We start from the raw sequence: 15,882 nt of genomic DNA, 5'->3' as shown, positions 1-15,882 counted from the left end.
ACCTTAAGCGGCCTGCACCCAAAAACTGCCACAATGGTCAAATGCTCCCTTAGCTCAGCTGGATAGAGCAGCTGCCTTCTAAGCAGCCGGTCGTTGGTTCGAATCCAACAGGGGGCGTTACAAAAAGCTTTAAGGCAAATGCTCTTGCTGATTGCAAGCTGCTGATCAATTACACGAAGCAACCAATTTTGTAACGATCCAAGTAAAGAGAAGCCTCCTTTAATGGGTAGTTGGGCTTAAATAACAAGCCTTACAGCTTTATCCGTTAATTTAGTGATGATTGACTCCTCCCCACTCTTTGCGACCATAGCTTTTGGTGGTTTGAACCCACTAGCGGCAATTGTTGGAGCAATAATCATTTTCCAAGTCTTTCAAATCTTCTATTACGGACTTCCCGATAACGAACCTCAGTCTGGCTGGGGCCTTGATTCCGACGCCTCATTATTCAGCTATCGCTGGAAACAGTTTATTGGGGTTCAAATACTTACAATCATAATTGCCACCTCAGTAATATTTGCAGGCCCAGGAATTATTTTCTTCCCATTACAATCAGGGAGCTAATGGCTTAAAAGCGGAGCCTAAGTTGATGTAAATTTATAGAAAGTTGATTGAACTAGGCTTTACTTTGGCTTCCAACTTAAAGTTAAAAGATTAAAGAAAGTGATCAGTAAATTCAATCTCAGAAAGACTTCTCTTTCTTTTCTTTGTATAGCTGCAAGTACAATATGCATAGTTGATTTATTTAGGCAGGAATGGGTAGCAGGCTTATCCAGCGGTATCGCCTGGTTAATATTGAGCCAAGCCATAAATAAAAGAGATCAGCAAAACGACTAGCCATTACCCCCCTCTAAATAAGCACGCTTAGTCTCCGCAAGATGCAGACTTTGACTTTATAAATTTGTATGCTTCTGAATCGCCTAAGGCTACAGATCTTTGAAGGTCTCTACAGCCATTTCTCCAATCACCCAACCTTATTCGAACCAACCCCCTGCTCCTAAGCGCAGATGCAGACTCAGGAGAAATTTTCAAGAAAGTGGTTAGATCCTTAATCGCTCCCTCATTGTCATTAATAAGGACCTTAAGCTGACCTCGTGTTAGATAAATCGATTTATTCGATGAGTCCAAATCCAGAGCATAACCAAAATCTTCTATTGCCCCTAAGTAATCTCCGAAGTCAACTTTCGCATTTGCTCTATTCAAATATGAATTTGCATGTGAAGGTTGAATTTTCAGCGACTCAGTTAAGTCATTTATAGCACCTTTGTAATCACCAATCCGTTGTTTAGAAAGACCACGACTAAAATAAGCCTTGGCAAATTCGCTTTTTAAACTAAGTAAGCTATCCAAAATTTGAATAGCTTTCTGATGTTCTTCTAGGTTTTGTAGAGCTATCGCACTTCCATAATATGCACTGAGATATTTTGGGTCTAATTCAATAGCTCGATCAAAATTTTTTATAGCCTGACGATATTTCCCAAAAGAAAGGTATAGATTCCCTCGATTAGAAAAGAAACTGGCCGAGGAAGGGGCCAAAGTCAATGCGGTCTCTAAGTCACTTAGTGCACCCTTCTTGTCCCCAATCATGCTTTTAACAATTGCTCGATTATTGAAAGCATTAGAATTGTTGGGTTTAGCCAAGATGGCTTTTGTATAATCTGAAATTGAATCTTTTAATCTTCCTATCCTGCTTTTCGCATAAGCATTATAAAAATGAACCTCATTTAAAAGTGGCTCTACTTCAAGTACTTTATTAAAATTTTGGATCGCAAGGTAATAATTGCTTCTATTGTAATAGACAACGGCCAGGTTATAATAATAAAATGGGTTTAAAGAATCAATCTTAATAGCCTCTCTATAATCTTCTATAGCCCCAATGATATTACCAGTATGAACCTTAGAGTTGGCTCTCTGGAAATAAGCTAGGGATTGATTTGGTTCCAATTCAATCCCTGAGTCGAAGTCTAAAATTGCATCATTATGTCTTCCAGCTTTTGAAAATAACACACCCCTATTCAAGTACGAGTAAGCATCTTTTGAACCTTTTTGAATAACATTTTTATAATCAATCAATGCCCCTTGAGCATCCCCTAAAAGAAATCTTGTAGCGCCTCTATTGACGAATGCAGCTACTAAGTTTTTATTATAGTTTATAGCTTTAGTGTAATCCGATAAAGCCTCCTGCCTATTACCATCCCTAAATTGTAAATTAGCACGATTATAATAAGCATATGAATTTTTAGGGTCAATTTCAATAACACTATTTAAATCTGCCAATGCTTTTCTTATATCACCCTGATCAAGCCAAGATATTGAGCGATTAAAGAAAGCAAGGCCATAATTAGGATCGATTTCAATAGCCTTACCATAAGCTTCTATAGCTTGAAGATGATCACCTTTATTCGCCATATTAATGCCAAGATTCAAGAATTCTTTTTTCTTATTCCCTATAAAGAATGAGCTAAGCCCCTCTATCTTAGGGACTGGGGAAGGTACACAACCCTGACATGGCAGCAACAAGGTAGTAAATAATAGGAATATAGAATATTGCAGTTTTAAAGTACTCATGCGCTCTTATATCCCAACTTCCTAAAACAAAAATATGCTTAGATAATACTCGAAAAGGACAAATAGAAAATGGATTTGTATATAGATTCTGTAAACACGGCGAAAATAATTTACCTAGCGAAAATACTTAGCAAGAAATCGCCAAGCAATTGCATTGCCATTTGAATAAATGATGGTATGGAACGCTTTCGTTTAGAAGTTCATCAAATTTCAAGCAGAAATTCCCAATAAACCTTTCTAATAACTGGATTTGAAGAGATTCTTGCGGTTAACTAAGCAAGACACAAACAAAGGGCAGAATGGCTTATTCAGAAGCTGAGGTTCTAGCAGGCGGATTAGCCCACATTCCGGTTCTTGTGGGCCTTCTGCTTTTCTTTAATAGTGCTATCCGGAGTCGCTTAGACAAATCAAACAAACAAGATAAAAAAACTGATAGCGGAGAGGATACTTCCTCTGAAACCTCAAAAGAGATAATTGACCTCAATGCAAGGCTTAAAGATGAAGAAAAAGAAAGACAGCTAATTACTGAAAGACGCAAGGCCCAGGAAATAGAAAGCCAATTGCTCAATGACAAACGTAAAGCCGAAGAAAAGCTCAAAGAGGAGTTAAAGCGTCAAAAAGCAAATGCTGAAGCCCAAAAACGAATAGAAAAAGAAGAAGAAGAAGATTTCACCGCCAAACTACAGGCGGAGGCCAATAGGCTTGAGGCTGAGTCGGAATTAGAAACGAGGCTAAAAGCAGAAACAGTGAGACTCGAGGCGGAGTCGAGCCAAACAAATAACTCAAGCGAAACCAATGAGTTGCTCCCTTCGTTCTTAAGTAGTTTTAACCCTTGGCAAATCGCAGCAGTTGCTTTGCTGGCTATTGGAGGTGCTGGTCTCTACCTAATCGAGAGCCCTGAGAAATATAAAGACAACGAGCTAACATCAGAACTCAAAATTGAAAAAATTATCCGAGAAAAAGCAATAAAACATACGATTAAAAGAGGTGAGACTCTTAGCGGCCTCGCAAGAAAGTACAACGTAAGCTTAAAAGGATTAATAAGCTTAAACGATATAAGAGATCCAAGCAATATAAGAGAGGGAACAGTGCTTTTTATCAATAAATCCAATATGTAGAGTTAGAGCTTCTAAAAAAATATAAGTGGATTGAACGATGAAGCAAAATCTATAGATTCTTAAATAGGTTAACTCTTATATTTAGATGTTAATCTTTAAAACATTTCAAGGTTAAAGTTATTTATTAATTACCAAGGTTAATCTCTACCTACTGTAAATACAAATTCATGAAAGGTTGGGTTATAAAAGTATAAAGCCACGGCTAAAAGCAACAACAAGTTTAAACCAACTACAACCAATCCAAGAATGGTACGTTGCCGCTTACCAGGCAACCTATACCTAAAAGGTCCAACTTTAAAAAGGACTTCTCCTTGTTCTGAGTCTCCACCTTCATCAACCCCAAACTTCTTCTTACTTGACTTACGTGAATTAGCATTGACCTTCTTCGCATTCCCTGTGCTTTCGCCGATACCCATTCCAGAGGTTTCTTTAGATTCTTCCATTACAAAAATATCTCTTTACCTCTAATAGCAGTTTCTTGGGCAATAAGTCACTTTTAAGGTTGAGTTTAATATTAAAAATTTGTCCAAGATCAGAATCCAACACAATTCTCGTTTACTTCTCCAAGCATTTTCATACCAGTCTCAACATCCCCTTTCTGCATTTGACTCAAAATCAAATCGCTACCAAGACCTAAGAGTCTTGTCTGACAGGGGAATCGTTTTCGCTTCTCAGCCTTCTTCTGCAAGTATTCAGACATTACAAGGCCTTTCAGACAAGATTCGGATTCGTTTGAACGAAAGCAACTAACAGCCAACTTGTTAAGGCTTGGAAGATCTGATGCTTGAGCCAGCTCACTCTTAGCTTGGAGGCATGCCAGAGAGAGCAAGCAACAAAGCAAACACCTCCCAAAATGTTGCTTCTCGAAAAGTCGCATTTGAACCTTTTTGGGCGACATAATCCATTAAAAATGTTTTGACAGCTCAATCGAGCTTTCCTCAAAAGGGCAGTACCACAGCCTTATGAGCTCCTAGAACCCGAAGGCAAAAACTTTAAGAAGCGCCCTCTCCATGAAGGCGGCCTTAAGCAAATTCAATGCAAATGACTAAAAAGGCATTCTTAAAAGCTGTTTACTGAGATACTCTATTCGGCAAGAAAATCCACTAACACAGATGTACTTCGACTACCACGCTGTTGCAGGCATTCTCCACACCGCAATTCCACTAGCTGCTGGTGCCGCAGGTGTCGGTTACTTTGTGGCACGAGCCAAGGGCGTAGGTTTCGCTAGTGGCCATCTACTAGTAGGTCTTCCTATGTTTGTTGTAGGAGCTGCAGCTGCTTACTTTTTCTATCTAACAAGCGGAGACCCCTCTTACAGTTTCTAGCCAAAGAAAGGGAAGGAACTGAGTCTGCTAAAAGCTTTTAATTAAAAGCAGAGTTCTTCTAAGTTCTCCAAAAAACTTTTGAAGTCTTGTTCTAGAGACAAGACTAATTTATTAGCAAAAGTGTCCTCCTCATTAGGTAAGGACACTTTTTTTGTATAGACCTAAAAGGAATTACCTATACAGAAAACCAACAGAAGCTGTGACTTTAGCCATATTCAATTCAAAGAATAAGATTCCAAGCCAGGAAGAATCAATTCATTAATGGATAAAAACAGCATCAAGAATAGCTGGGTCTTTCTTCATCTCAACCAATAGTTCATTTGAAGAGATTGGAGTATTAGGCGGGACAAGCTTAATGCTTTCCGCTAACAAGCCTATAACTTGTGAAGGGTCTAAACCCTTTTTTTTATAGTAATCTAGCCCATTTTCATTATTTCGTTTAGACAGTTTTTCCCCTGCTTCATTGCAAATCAATGGGGTATAAATATATTTAATACGGGGTTGAGAAAGTACTTCAAAGACTGAAAGCTGTGAGGAGCAGGCCTCCAAGAGATCTCCTCCACGAACGACTTCATTTATACCAAGCAATATTTCATCGATTACAGTAGCCAAATGATAAGCAACGATTCCATCCGCACGCCTTAATACCACACCACGACAATTAGAAGTAACTTCATTTTTTGGCATTAAGCACCACGAAGGAAGTCGATTATTTTGCCACCCCCAAGAATTTGTAATCTCCCTACAACGGCAGTTAGCAATTCCGCTTTGATGTTCCCTTATAGCTCTTTCAAGAAACATCCTTCTAGAACAACGACAAGCATAAAGAAGCCCCTCTTTTCTCAATGCAGACAAGACGGTGTAATAAAGCCCTCTTCTTTTACTCTGATAGACGACTGGTCCGTCCCATTCAAGTCCCAGCCATAAAAGATCTTCCTTAATGCCTTCACTTGCACCAAAGCGATTTCTTGAATAATCAAGGTCATCAATTCGTAATAACCAAGTACCTTTAGAGACTCTGGCTTTGAGCCAAGAAAGAAGTGCTGTGCGTAAATTCCCGAAATGTAAAGGTCCAGTGGGTGATGGAGCGAACCTCCCTCGATATCCACTGAGTTTTAATCGACTCCCATTCGCAAACTTCTTCAAAAATTGCTCTGGTAGCAATTGGGAGGGGGGATGCATGAAAGGCATTGAAAAGCCTGACCAAAAAAAAAGCGGTCTTTAAGACCGCTTTTTTTTTGGAGCAAGATTTTAAATCTAACCCTGAACTCGATCTTTAAACATCTTGCCAGCTGTAAAAGCAGGCACACGCTTTGCAGGGATCTTGATCTTCTCCCCGGTTTTCGGGTTTAAACCCTGACGAGCGGAACGCTCACGGGGCTCAAAAGAACCGAAACCAAGGATGGAGACCTTTTTGCCCTCCACTACGGAGTCGATGATGGTGTCGATGGCGGCATCCACCACCAGAGAGACATCTGTCTTGGTGAGTTCAGTACGTGCTGCCACCAGATTGACCAGATCAGCTTTGTTCATTGGAATGGGATGATGGAGCGGAGAGATTTAAATGACGAAACCAAAAATGGAATTCGTCAGCAATAACTCGAAGCGCGCTAATCGTATGGACATAAAGCCTTAGCGGCAACCGAAAAAGGCTGTGGCGCAATGCTTTATACCTTAAATGGTCCAATTAGCCTTTTTTGGTGTAAGGATCCGCCCAAGCCTCCCAAGGAGCTAACCGTTGCGCCTTGGCACCTCGAGTAAGAACAGCAGATGCCAGTAAAGGACAGGCATCTGAAGGAATCCAATCTCGAAGCTTTCGCAAGCTTTTTTGATAAAGCGGCCAGTGAAAAGTCCTCTTATTTCGAACAGGAGCGAAAGAATGCAAACTTGAAGGAATTAAGAAACGTCCGCAGAACAGCACATTCAAAGGGTGAGATGCATAAGCAACAGTGGTCCCAGGAGTAGGTCCAGGCGTCCACAAAAAGTTAACTCCAGAAATTGTTTTGTATTCATCGGCAAAACTTTCTAGGTCTTTTAACCCAGGCAAAAGATAGGCCTCTTGCTCCTGCACTAAAACAGGCCATCCAAGAACATCCTGCAACCTGCTAACACCTGGATGGCTATCTCTACTAGTTAAAAAAATTTGAGGTTTTCTACCTGCGGCAAGCTCCTTAAGCGAATGAATGGTGAACTCATTAATTTCTGGACAATCAATCAACAATGGCTCTGGCTCGCACTCAAGCCACCAAGAGACCCCGCCTCTAGAATTTGGATTGGGAGGAAAAGCCCAAAGGCCACTTTCTACCTGAGAGGGGCCAACACCCATAACTGAAAAAGAATTAATAGACATAACAACACCTTTAAAAGTGCCTAAAAACCACCTTTCGCCAAATGCTGCCTGCCTCGCCGGAATCTGGGTCACTGAACAAAGCTTACCCAGGAACGCCTTGGCCCCTTGGTAGCAGCATCACTGACCGAGGCGTAAATTTTTCTATAGCTGCACCAGATGCTAGCCACATAGAGCTAGTACTCTTTGCAGACCCAAACCACACTAAGCCTCAAAACGTATTTGAGTTGAACGCTAGCAATCGTTCCGGAGATTACTGGCATATAGAAATTGAAGGCATCAAAGAAGGCTGTTGTTATTGCTATCGAATATCAAATGCTGGAGAAGAACAAAGAAACCACTGCTATTCAGAGAAACTATTGATAGACCCTTGTGCAAGAGCAATCAGTGGGTGGGATGTATTTCAAAGAAAAGCTGCTACAGGGAATTCGTCCAACGAAGGCTCATGCTTGAAAGGGGTGGTATGCGAAAGAGATAAGTTCGACTTTAAATCCCATCCAAGACCAAAGCACCCTTGGAGTAAAACTGTTATTTATGAGCTACATGTCAGCAGCTTTACCCATTGTTCATTAGAAGATATTCAAAGAAATGAAAAAGGTAAGATCAAAGGATTAATAAGAAAAATTCCTTATTTAAAGGAACTTGGCATAACCACTATTGAGTTAATGCCTATACATGCATTTGATCAAACAGACTCTCCAGCAGGGAACTGCAATTACTGGGGTTATAGCCCAATTAGCTGGTTTGCCCCACATCAGGAATATATTACAAGCAAAGACCCTCTTAAAGGTCGACAAGAAATTCGTAATTTTGTAGCAGCCTGCCACGATGAAGGCATAGAAGTTATTGTAGATGTTGTATATAATCACACAACTGAGGGCAATGAAGAAGGACCTATTATTAGCTGGAAAGGTTGTGGTGAAAGCCTCTATTATTATAAGAATAAAGACAATCAATTTTTGGATGTAAGTGGCTGCGGAAACAGCATTGCGGCAAATAGACCATTAGTTAGAAAATTAATCCTTGAATCAATGCGTTGCTGGGCGTGCGAACTAGGAGTAGACGGCTTCCGTTTTGATTTAGGCATAGCACTTAGTCGAGGAGAAAAGCTAGAGCCATTGGATAATCCACCTCTATTCGAGGAAATCGAAGCAGACCCTGAGCTAAGTGATTTAAAACTAGTTAGTGAGCCCTGGGACTGCGGAGGACTTTATAAACTTAAAGATTTCCCAAGCAAAAAAATAGGGGCTTGGAATGGACAATTTAGAGATAATGTACGAAGGTTTTGGAAAGGAGATCAAAATACCACATGGAACATAAAAGAAAGTATAAATAGCAATAACTTTGACCCAAAGGACGATGAAAAATCTCATAAACCTTTAATAAATTTTATCACTTCCCATGATGGATTTACCTTAAACGATTTAGTCACTTTTAACTCGAAGCATAACCTTGCAAATGGTGAAAACAATAGGGACGGCGACAATCACAACAACAGCTGGAATCATGGTATTGAAGGTCCTAGTACTGACAAGAACCTACAAGCGCTAAGGAAGAGACAGCAAAAGAATCTTTTAGCAACTCTTCTGCTCAATCCAGGGGTTCCAATGATACTTATGGGTGACGAGGTAAGCAGAAGCCAGGGCGGCAATAATAATTCTTGGTGTCAAAACAGTCCATTAAGTTGGATGATCTGGTCAAAAGACAAATGTGACCTTGAGCTAAGGCTTTTTGTGACAAAAATGTTGAAAATAAGAAAAACAATACCCGAAATTTTTAGCCCAAGCACACCTCACACTGAAATTGAATCAAACACACAAAAACTTTCACATGGCTTTTCCATCCAATGGCATGGAGTGAATCTCCAAAAACCTGATTGGAGCGACTGGTCACACACAATCAGCTATAGCCTTCACAAAGAGTCTGATGACATTGCCCACATGTGGATGGGACTAAATGCTTATAATCAAAATATGAAATTCGAGCTGCCTAAGACTAACTCTGGATGGGAAATAATCGTAAACACAGCAAAGAGAACTAAAAGCAAGACCAAAGTTGAACCTATGAACTGGGATGAAACCTTTATTGAGCTAAAAAACAGAAGTCTTGTCCTGGCCCTTTCTAAAGAATACTCCTCGAAGTTTGATTGATGGGAATGTTATTTAAGCGGGCGGCGGGAATCGAACCCGCATCATCAGCTTGGAAGGCTGAGGTTTTACCACTAAACTACGCCCGCACTAATACGAAGGAACCATAGCCCTAGAGCTCGATTCAGTATAAAAGTACAACTGCATTATGCCTTCCCATCAAGCCTTTAGAAAAACTTGAATTCATCCTTATTCGCTAGCGAAAGAACCAGGCGAAGGCTAATGCTCTCCTATGGGCTTGGTGATGCAGGCACTGGCCTGGCAGCCTCTCAACTTGGTTTTTACTTACTTCCATTTTTCACTTGCGCCGCAGGCCTCCCTGTCTGGATAGGAGGCCTCCTGCTCATGGTCACCAAATTATGGGATGGATTGAATGATCCACTGATTGGCTGGCTTAGCGACCATACGCAAAGTCGCTGGGGGCCGAGATTGCCATGGATGCTTGGAGCGGCTGTCCCCCTAGGAATAAGTCTCGCGGGTATTTGGTGGGTGCCCCCAGGTGGATTGGCTTCAAAAATCACCTACTACATTTTTATGGTTCTGCTTTTAATGACTGCATATACAAGCGTGAACCTCCCTTATGCAGCACTCTCAACAGAATTAACTAAAACAACCTCAATCAGAACAAGGCTTAATGCAGCTCGCTTTACTGGTTCGATATTGGCAAGCCTGACAGGACTTGTGGTCGCCTCTCTCCTCACAAGCAATGGACTATCTGGATATATCAGCATGGGCAGAATTAGCGGAGCAATTGCCGCCTTATCAACCCTGGCCTGCTGCTGGGGGCTAGCACCCTTTGCGAAAAAAGCACAAAAACCTAAAAAGCAATCTGAGCCATTTACTAAGCAGTTATCTCGAATAATTCATAACAACTGTTTCCTAAGGGTTTTAGCCTTATACCTTTTACTTTGGTGTGGGCTTCAAATCATGCAATCTGTAGCCCTATTTTACTTAGTTCAGGTAATGCGTATACCCCCTGGCATGTCAACATGGATATTACTTCCATTTATGGTGAGTTCACTAATTGGGCTTCAAGTTTGGAGCCTTTATTCAAACAAACATGGTCGAATAAAATCACTCCGTGCTGGAGGATCTCTTTGGATAATTGGATGCCTTTGTGCAATGGTGCTTCCACCTGTTTCTGCTGGGTCAACATTGACAAGTTCACTACTAACAAATGGTGCAGATACAATAAAAATAATCCTCTTATTGATAAGCATTCTTATAGCAGGCTTTGGAGCTTCTACTGCATATTTAATTCCATGGTCATTGCTGCCAGATGCAATAGATTCTGACCCTGATAAACCAGCTGGTTTTTATACAGCATGGATGGTCTTTTCTCAAAAATTTCTAGTCGCAATGAGCATGTGGATAGTCACATTCTTTCTACAAATTAGCGGTTATCAATCTCCTAGAGAATGCACAGGAGCGCTTACCTTCCTAGAACAGACAATCTCAGCCCAAATAGCTATAAGGATTTGCATGGGATTAATTCCAGCCATTCTTGTAAGTTTGGGAATAATAATGATGAGTAAATGGCCAAATAAAACACCAAGCGCGCAGCTTATCAACTGATGTTTAATCCACGCTGGTTACGACGACTTTGCAGCAGCCTGTTAATTGGCGGGCAAGCGATAACCGCAACCGTGAAAGGACGTATTAATTGGTTAGAGCTCTTTGAGCAACTATTAGAAGCAGGACCAGGAAGTTTCATCATCGTAATTATTACTGGCATAGCAGCAGGAACAGTTTTCAACATCCAAGTGGCTGCTGAGCTAAGCGACCAGAATCTAGGTAGCCAAGTTGGTGGTCTCCTCGCGGTTGGTATGGCAAGAGAAATCGCCCCTTTACTAACCGCAACTCTCCTTACAGGGAAAGTAGCTACTGCTTATGCCGCTCAGCTCGGGACGATGAAAGTTACCGAACAAATTGAGGCGATAACAATGATGAGAACTGATCCCGTTGAATATTTGGTAGTACCACGAATGATCGCAATGGTAATCATGGCGCCAGTGCAATGTCTTTTTTTCTTTGTTGTTGCACTGTGGAGTGGACAAATCAGTAGCACCCACCTTTATCAAATAGCTCCTGATGTTTTCTGGACTTCTGTTAGGACTTGGTTATCCGTAGCTGATCTTCCTTTCATGCTCATAAAGGCATTAGTCTTCGGTCTACAGATTTCTGTTCTAGCCTGTGGTTGGGGACTAACAACTAGAGGGGGGCCAAAAGAAGTCGGCACAAGTACCACAGGAGCTGTTGTAATGACTCTAGTGACAGTGGCATTAATGGATGTTTTGCTAACACAAATTCTTTTCAGTTGATTTCAATTGTTTTTTATGAACCAATCTGATTTAAAACAGAACGTCACCTTAAAACCCTCTCCTCGCTTAGCAATTCTGATAATTGTTTTAAGCCTTCTAATACTGCCAGGACCATTTCACCCATTTCCATCAATATTAACTGGTATTTTTGGACTCTTTCTTCTTTTGCAAACTTTCATACTCAGAGTCGAGCTCACTCCAGAGGCCTTAGTGGTTTGGCAACTCAATCGTGAATTAAGACGCTTCCCATTTGGAGACTGGCTAGCCTGGCGAATCTTTTTACCTTGGCTACCTGGAATTTTATATTTCCGCGAAAAAGCCAGCCCCCATCTTTTACCAATACTTTTCGAACCCGAAAGTCTAAAAAATCAACTAAGGCTGAGAGTTGGCTCTCTGGAGAAACCAAAGGTGAAACCTATTCAAGACTCCTAAAAAAGCTCATCAAAAAACATTGCTAAATAGTTTATGTCTGAAGCTAAATCCCCACTTTCGGAGCAATCTAATACCGAAGAAATTAGCAAGCCTCTTCCATTAGATCAATCACAAAATACCAGTGCAATCAACTCGAAGGACGATGGGAATGAACCGAGTTTGGACTCTCTTGTCAAACTCACATTGGGGAAATTAATCGCCCAAAGGAATGAACTTCAAGAAGAAGTTGATGAACTCAATAAACGTAAATCTCAATTAGAAAAAGATATCAAAGGGTCCTTTGCAGGGCAATCAGATGCTATTGCACGAAGAGTAAAAGGGTTTCAAGATTATTTAACGGGAGCCCTTCAGGAACTTGCTCAATCAGCGGAGAAATTAGAGCTAATCGCCCAACCTCTCGTAGTCAAACCTTCACCATTAGATGAAAATCAAACACAAGCAGAATCAAAGAATCAAGAACAATATGTCCCAGCGGTAGCAGATACCTTCAAACCGGATGAGTCTCTTATACGTGAATGCTTGGCACAGTTTTCAACCCAACCAGACTTTTACGCAGACCCATGGAAGTTAAGACGGAGTCTCGACGAAAGGGGGATAGGTCTTATAGCAGACTGGTTCCTTAACCAAGGAGGCCGTGGCGCACAGCCCAGCCGAGGCAATCGCTCTAGCAATATCATTATTGGTGCGGCAGTAATCGCAATTCTGGGTGAACTTTATGGTGACCGATTTCAAACTCTAGTCTTAGCGGGTCAACCAGAGAGGCTTGGAGAATGGAGAAGGGGGCTTCAAGATGCACTAGGACTTGGCAGAGAAGACTTCGGGCCCACCAGCGGCATTGTCCTTTTCGAAAGAACTGATGGCTTAATTGAGAGAGCAGACCGCCTTGAAGAAAGAGGAGAAGTACCATTTATTCTCATAGATTCGGCAGAAAGGAATATTGATATACCAGTCCTTCAATTCCCCCTTTGGTTAGCATTTGCAGCTGAGCCTGATGAACTTTACGAATACGAGGAATTCCTGTAATGCATTTTCAATTGATCTACTTCATTTGCATTGGGTACCTACTTGGATCTATGCCCAGCGGATATCTTGCTGGCCAATGGTTTGCAGGTATTGATATTCGGGCTAAAGGTTCGGGGTCTACTGGAGCAACAAATGTCCTTAGGGAAGTAGGCAAAGCAGCTGCAATTGGGGTTTTGATAGTAGATATAGCTAAAGGTGCAATAGCTGTTCTAATTGCCAAAGCTTTTAATCTCAGCGAGACCTCAGAAGTATTAGTTGGTCTAGCTGCCTTATCAGGTCATATTTGGCCCATTTGGCTTAAGTTTAAAGGTGGCAAAGCGGTAGCAACTAGCCTGGGCATGTTGCTAGGTCTTTCATTGCCAGTTGGGCTTGCTTGTTTAGGAATATTCTTGGCAACTATCAGCTTCACCAAAATCGTTTCTCTTTCGAGCATCTTCACTTCTATTTGTTTGCCCTGGTTGATGGCATGGAGTTTAGATGGCACAACAAAGCCTGCTTATTTGATAGTTGCATGTGCAACAACAATTATGGTTCTTTGGAGACATAGAAGTAATATAAAAAGATTAATTGCAGGTACTGAGCCAAGAATAAGCCAGTTTCGTTAAACTCTTTCCAACTGATTACAACATTTCGAAAAAGCATCTTCAGGGTTCAATGCTTGAGTTATAGATCTACCTATTACTAGTTTTGAAGCTCCTTCATTAATTGCTTCGGAAGGAGTCATTACTCTTGCTTGATCATTAAGTGGGTCTCCTTCTAATCGCACACCTGGGGTAACCAGTTCAAATGGCAATGGACATAGCGACCGTAAACCACGAACTTCTTTAGGAGAGCAAATACACCCACCAAGGCCCAATTCGGAAGACAATTTAGCAAACAATTGAACCCTACTTTGAATAGATTGATTTATAAGCAACTGATCCTTTATATCCTTGCCCTCCCAACTAGTAAGCACAGTCACTACTAAAAGCCTTGGTGGAGGAAGTCCTACTAGGGAGGCACCTTCAATAGCAGCTCGATTTGCCTGTTCAAGTGCCTTTCGGCCTGCACATCCGTGAACAGTAATTAATTCAGCACCAAAACCTGCAGCTTTTCTACAAGCAGCTGACATGGTTACAGGGATATCATGAAATTTGAGATCTAAAAACACTTTTAGACCATCTTCACGAAAGTTGGAAATAATTTCAGGTCCACTACTTACAAAAAGCTCTAGCCCAACTTTTACCCATTTCAATCCAGAAAGCTTCGAGACCATTGAGAAAGCCTCTGCTTTTTCCATACCATCTAATGCCAAAATGATTTTATCGGCAGGGTTTTCCACTTACAAACTCCCAGTAAAAAAAACGAAGCGAGTAATTACCTTGAAAGTCGTAAAAACTTCTTTTTGCCTATTTGTATAACTTTACCTAACAAATAGCTGCTGTCTATAAATTCATGATTTGGATCAACAATTTTCTCCCCATCCAAACGAACTGCACCACCTTGAATCTGACGCCTAGCTTCACTGCTACTAGGAGACATACCTATTGCACTTAGCAGATAAAAAACTTTGGCAGGAAAATTAATCTCGCCCAAAGACACTTCAGGGACATCTGCGAACCCATGATCTGATCCAGAGACTAAACTTGCAGCACTGTTACAAGCCTCTTTTGCTACTTTTATTCCATGCCTACTTGCAGTTACAGCTAATGCCATCGCCTTTTGTAATTCCCTAGGTTCTGAAGGCAAGTTATTCTTATTTAAATCAGTCAATAAAGTAATGTAGCTGTCTACAAGTTCATCAGGGACCTTCTCCAATTTAGAATACATTGAAATAGGGTCTTCATCAAGAGTGACAGTATTGCCAAGGCTTTTGCTCATCTTTTGAACACCATCAAGTCCGATTAATATTGGTAGCAATAATCCAAATTGGGGCCTCTGACCAAAATATCTCTGAAGATCTCTACCAATGGTGACATTGAACTTCTGATCTGTACCCCCTAGTTCAACATCTGCCTTAACGGCCACCGAGTCATAGCCCTGTAGCAACGGATAAAGAAACTCATGAAGAGAAATTGAAGTGCCCGATCTAAACCGAGTCCCAAAATCTTCTTTAGCAAGCATCTGCCCTACTGTTGCAGTACTAAGCAGATCAATGACTCTTGGCAAAGAAATCTCAGAGAGCCACTCGCTATTGCGATAAACCTCAAGACGACCTGGGGTAGCGAAATCCAACAAACTCCTTTCAGGAGGCTCATCCTTTCCAAGCTGCTTTAGGTAATTAACTGAATTAGCCTCAACCTCTTCAGATGTCAATTGAACGCGAGTAGAGCTCTTACCAGTTGGATCACCTATCTGAGCCGTAAAATCTCCAATAATCAAAACTGCCGTATGGCCTGCATCTTGAAAAGATCTCAATTTGCGAAAGAGAATGCTGTGCCCTAAATGAATCGAAGTACTTGTAGGGTCAATACCCAACTTTATTCGCAAAGGACGATTATGTTTCACAGCTTCTTCTAGTCGAGCGCCTAAAAATTCATTGGGCTCATTTGTATTTCCAGCAGGGAAGATGTCAACAATTCCTCTATTTAGCCAGCCTGGAAGTGATAAAAACTTATCAGTCAT

17 protein-coding genes and 2 tRNA genes are annotated in these 15,882 nt (G+C 41.2%); 10 read left to right on the top strand and 9 right to left on the bottom strand.

Annotated features, from left to right (window positions below):
- Positions 1-43: 43 nt before the first annotated feature.
- A tRNA-Arg gene (locus SOI83_RS08825) sits at positions 44-117 on the top strand.
- A 159-nt stretch (positions 118-276) separates the two neighbouring features.
- On the top strand, positions 277-561 hold the full coding sequence (locus tag SOI83_RS08820) for a hypothetical protein (protein WP_320676315.1): 285 nt from the start codon (positions 277-279) through the stop codon (positions 559-561).
- 300 nt (positions 562-861) lie between these two features.
- Here SOI83_RS08820 and SOI83_RS08815 read toward each other — a convergent pair whose 3' ends face one another.
- Positions 862-2,565, bottom strand: coding sequence for a tetratricopeptide repeat protein (locus SOI83_RS08815; protein WP_320676314.1), 1,704 nt, complete (start codon positions 2,563-2,565; stop codon positions 862-864).
- A 299-nt stretch (positions 2,566-2,864) separates the two neighbouring features.
- Here SOI83_RS08815 and SOI83_RS08810 point away from each other — a divergent pair, with 299 nt between their 5' ends.
- On the top strand, positions 2,865-3,683 hold the full coding sequence (locus SOI83_RS08810) for a LysM peptidoglycan-binding domain-containing protein (protein ID WP_320676313.1): 819 nt from the start codon (positions 2,865-2,867) through the stop codon (positions 3,681-3,683).
- Between the two features lie 137 nt (positions 3,684-3,820).
- Here SOI83_RS08810 and SOI83_RS08805 read toward each other — a convergent pair whose 3' ends face one another.
- On the bottom strand, positions 3,821-4,126 hold the full coding sequence (locus SOI83_RS08805; RefSeq protein ID WP_320676312.1) for a hypothetical protein: 306 nt from the start codon (positions 4,124-4,126) through the stop codon (positions 3,821-3,823).
- An 89-nt stretch (positions 4,127-4,215) separates the two neighbouring features.
- Positions 4,216-4,581, bottom strand: a complete 366-nt coding sequence (locus SOI83_RS08800) for a hypothetical protein (protein WP_320676311.1) — start codon at positions 4,579-4,581, stop codon at positions 4,216-4,218.
- A 214-nt stretch (positions 4,582-4,795) separates the two neighbouring features.
- On the opposite strand from SOI83_RS08800, the gene SOI83_RS08795 reads away from it, so the two are divergent.
- Positions 4,796-5,008, top strand: coding sequence for a hypothetical protein (locus SOI83_RS08795; protein WP_320676310.1), 213 nt, complete (start codon positions 4,796-4,798; stop codon positions 5,006-5,008).
- Positions 5,009-5,266: 258 nt separating this feature from the next.
- Here SOI83_RS08795 and SOI83_RS08790 read toward each other — a convergent pair whose 3' ends face one another.
- From SOI83_RS08790 to SOI83_RS08780, 3 genes are all read right to left on the bottom strand, one after another.
- On the bottom strand, positions 5,267-6,190 hold the full coding sequence (locus tag SOI83_RS08790) for a glutamate--tRNA ligase family protein (RefSeq protein WP_320676309.1): 924 nt from the start codon (positions 6,188-6,190) through the stop codon (positions 5,267-5,269).
- A gap of 75 nt (positions 6,191-6,265) precedes the next feature.
- Entirely contained in the window at positions 6,266-6,541 is a 276-nt protein-coding gene (locus tag SOI83_RS08785; protein WP_011620102.1) for an HU family DNA-binding protein, read from the bottom strand.
- A 154-nt stretch (positions 6,542-6,695) separates the two neighbouring features.
- Positions 6,696-7,430, bottom strand: coding sequence for an MBL fold metallo-hydrolase (locus tag SOI83_RS08780; RefSeq protein WP_320676308.1), 735 nt, complete (start codon positions 7,428-7,430; stop codon positions 6,696-6,698).
- On the opposite strand from SOI83_RS08780, the gene SOI83_RS08775 reads away from it, so the two are divergent.
- Positions 7,400-9,505, top strand: coding sequence for an isoamylase (locus tag SOI83_RS08775; protein WP_320676307.1), 2,106 nt, complete (start codon positions 7,400-7,402; stop codon positions 9,503-9,505). The two genes, SOI83_RS08780 and SOI83_RS08775, sit on opposite strands and share 31 nt — an antisense overlap.
- A gap of 15 nt (positions 9,506-9,520) precedes the next feature.
- Here the strand turns inward: SOI83_RS08775 and SOI83_RS08770 are convergent.
- Positions 9,521-9,591: transfer RNA gene (locus SOI83_RS08770), tRNA-Gly, on the bottom strand.
- 133 nt (positions 9,592-9,724) lie between these two features.
- On the opposite strand from SOI83_RS08770, the gene SOI83_RS08765 reads away from it, so the two are divergent.
- The 5 genes from SOI83_RS08765 to plsY are packed head-to-tail and all read left to right on the top strand — an operon-like array spanning position 9,725 to position 13,883.
- On the top strand, positions 9,725-11,077 hold the full coding sequence (locus SOI83_RS08765) for an MFS transporter (protein WP_320676305.1): 1,353 nt from the start codon (positions 9,725-9,727) through the stop codon (positions 11,075-11,077).
- The gene (locus tag SOI83_RS08760; protein ID WP_320676304.1) at positions 11,077-11,823 is read left to right on the top strand and encodes an ABC transporter permease; all 747 of its coding nucleotides are present in this window, start codon (positions 11,077-11,079) and stop codon (positions 11,821-11,823) included. Before SOI83_RS08765 ends, SOI83_RS08760 begins: the two co-directional genes overlap by 1 nt.
- 15 nt (positions 11,824-11,838) lie before the next feature.
- A complete protein-coding gene (locus tag SOI83_RS08755; protein ID WP_320676303.1) occupies positions 11,839-12,255 on the top strand; it encodes a DUF3119 family protein in 417 nt (138 codons plus the stop codon).
- 33 nt (positions 12,256-12,288) lie between these two features.
- Positions 12,289-13,278, top strand: a complete 990-nt coding sequence (locus tag SOI83_RS08750; protein ID WP_320676302.1) for a DUF3086 domain-containing protein — start codon at positions 12,289-12,291, stop codon at positions 13,276-13,278.
- On the top strand, positions 13,278-13,883 hold the full coding sequence (gene plsY, locus SOI83_RS08745) for a glycerol-3-phosphate 1-O-acyltransferase PlsY (RefSeq protein WP_414153409.1): 606 nt from the start codon (positions 13,278-13,280) through the stop codon (positions 13,881-13,883). Before SOI83_RS08750 ends, plsY begins: the two co-directional genes overlap by 1 nt.
- Here the strand turns inward: plsY and pyrF are convergent.
- Together pyrF and tyrS are read right to left on the bottom strand one after the other, a co-directional pair.
- Positions 13,880-14,599, bottom strand: coding sequence for an orotidine-5'-phosphate decarboxylase (gene pyrF / locus SOI83_RS08740; RefSeq protein WP_320676300.1), 720 nt, complete (start codon positions 14,597-14,599; stop codon positions 13,880-13,882). The genes plsY and pyrF overlap by 4 nt on opposite strands.
- 35 nt (positions 14,600-14,634) lie before the next feature.
- Entirely contained in the window at positions 14,635-15,882 is a 1,248-nt protein-coding gene (tyrS, locus tag SOI83_RS08735; protein WP_320676299.1) for a tyrosine--tRNA ligase, read from the bottom strand.

It is taken from the genome of Prochlorococcus sp. MIT 1300 (assembly GCF_034092375.1).
Classification (GTDB): domain Bacteria; phylum Cyanobacteriota; class Cyanobacteriia; order PCC-6307; family Cyanobiaceae; genus MIT-1300.
Note: the sequence above shows the minus strand (reverse complement) of the source record. Positions and strands in the feature narration are given on the sequence as shown.

Excerpts from the sequence above, each read along its gene's own strand:
- SOI83_RS08820 (WP_320676315.1), top strand. The coding sequence starts at position 277 with ATGATTGACTCCTCCCCACTCTTTGCGACCATAGCTTTTGGTGGTTTG.
- SOI83_RS08815 (WP_320676314.1), bottom strand. The coding sequence starts at position 2,565 with ATGAGTACTTTAAAACTGCAATATTCTATATTCCTATTATTTACTACC.
- SOI83_RS08810 (WP_320676313.1), top strand. The coding sequence starts at position 2,865 with ATGGCTTATTCAGAAGCTGAGGTTCTAGCAGGCGGATTAGCCCACATT.
- SOI83_RS08805 (WP_320676312.1), bottom strand. The coding sequence starts at position 4,126 with ATGGAAGAATCTAAAGAAACCTCTGGAATGGGTATCGGCGAAAGCACA.
- SOI83_RS08800 (WP_320676311.1), bottom strand. The coding sequence starts at position 4,581 with ATGTCGCCCAAAAAGGTTCAAATGCGACTTTTCGAGAAGCAACATTTT.
- SOI83_RS08795 (WP_320676310.1), top strand. The coding sequence starts at position 4,796 with ATGTACTTCGACTACCACGCTGTTGCAGGCATTCTCCACACCGCAATT.
- SOI83_RS08790 (WP_320676309.1), bottom strand. The coding sequence starts at position 6,190 with ATGCATCCCCCCTCCCAATTGCTACCAGAGCAATTTTTGAAGAAGTTT.
- SOI83_RS08785 (WP_011620102.1), bottom strand. The coding sequence starts at position 6,541 with ATGAACAAAGCTGATCTGGTCAATCTGGTGGCAGCACGTACTGAACTC.
- SOI83_RS08775 (WP_320676307.1), top strand. The coding sequence starts at position 7,400 with ATGCTGCCTGCCTCGCCGGAATCTGGGTCACTGAACAAAGCTTACCCA.
- SOI83_RS08765 (WP_320676305.1), top strand. The coding sequence starts at position 9,725 with ATGCTCTCCTATGGGCTTGGTGATGCAGGCACTGGCCTGGCAGCCTCT.
- SOI83_RS08760 (WP_320676304.1), top strand. The coding sequence starts at position 11,077 with ATGTTTAATCCACGCTGGTTACGACGACTTTGCAGCAGCCTGTTAATT.
- SOI83_RS08755 (WP_320676303.1), top strand. The coding sequence starts at position 11,839 with ATGAACCAATCTGATTTAAAACAGAACGTCACCTTAAAACCCTCTCCT.
- SOI83_RS08750 (WP_320676302.1), top strand. The coding sequence starts at position 12,289 with ATGTCTGAAGCTAAATCCCCACTTTCGGAGCAATCTAATACCGAAGAA.
- plsY (WP_414153409.1), top strand. The coding sequence starts at position 13,278 with ATGCATTTTCAATTGATCTACTTCATTTGCATTGGGTACCTACTTGGA.
- tyrS (WP_320676299.1), bottom strand. The coding sequence starts at position 15,882 with ATGACTGATAAGTTTTTATCACTTCCAGGCTGGCTAAATAGAGGAATT.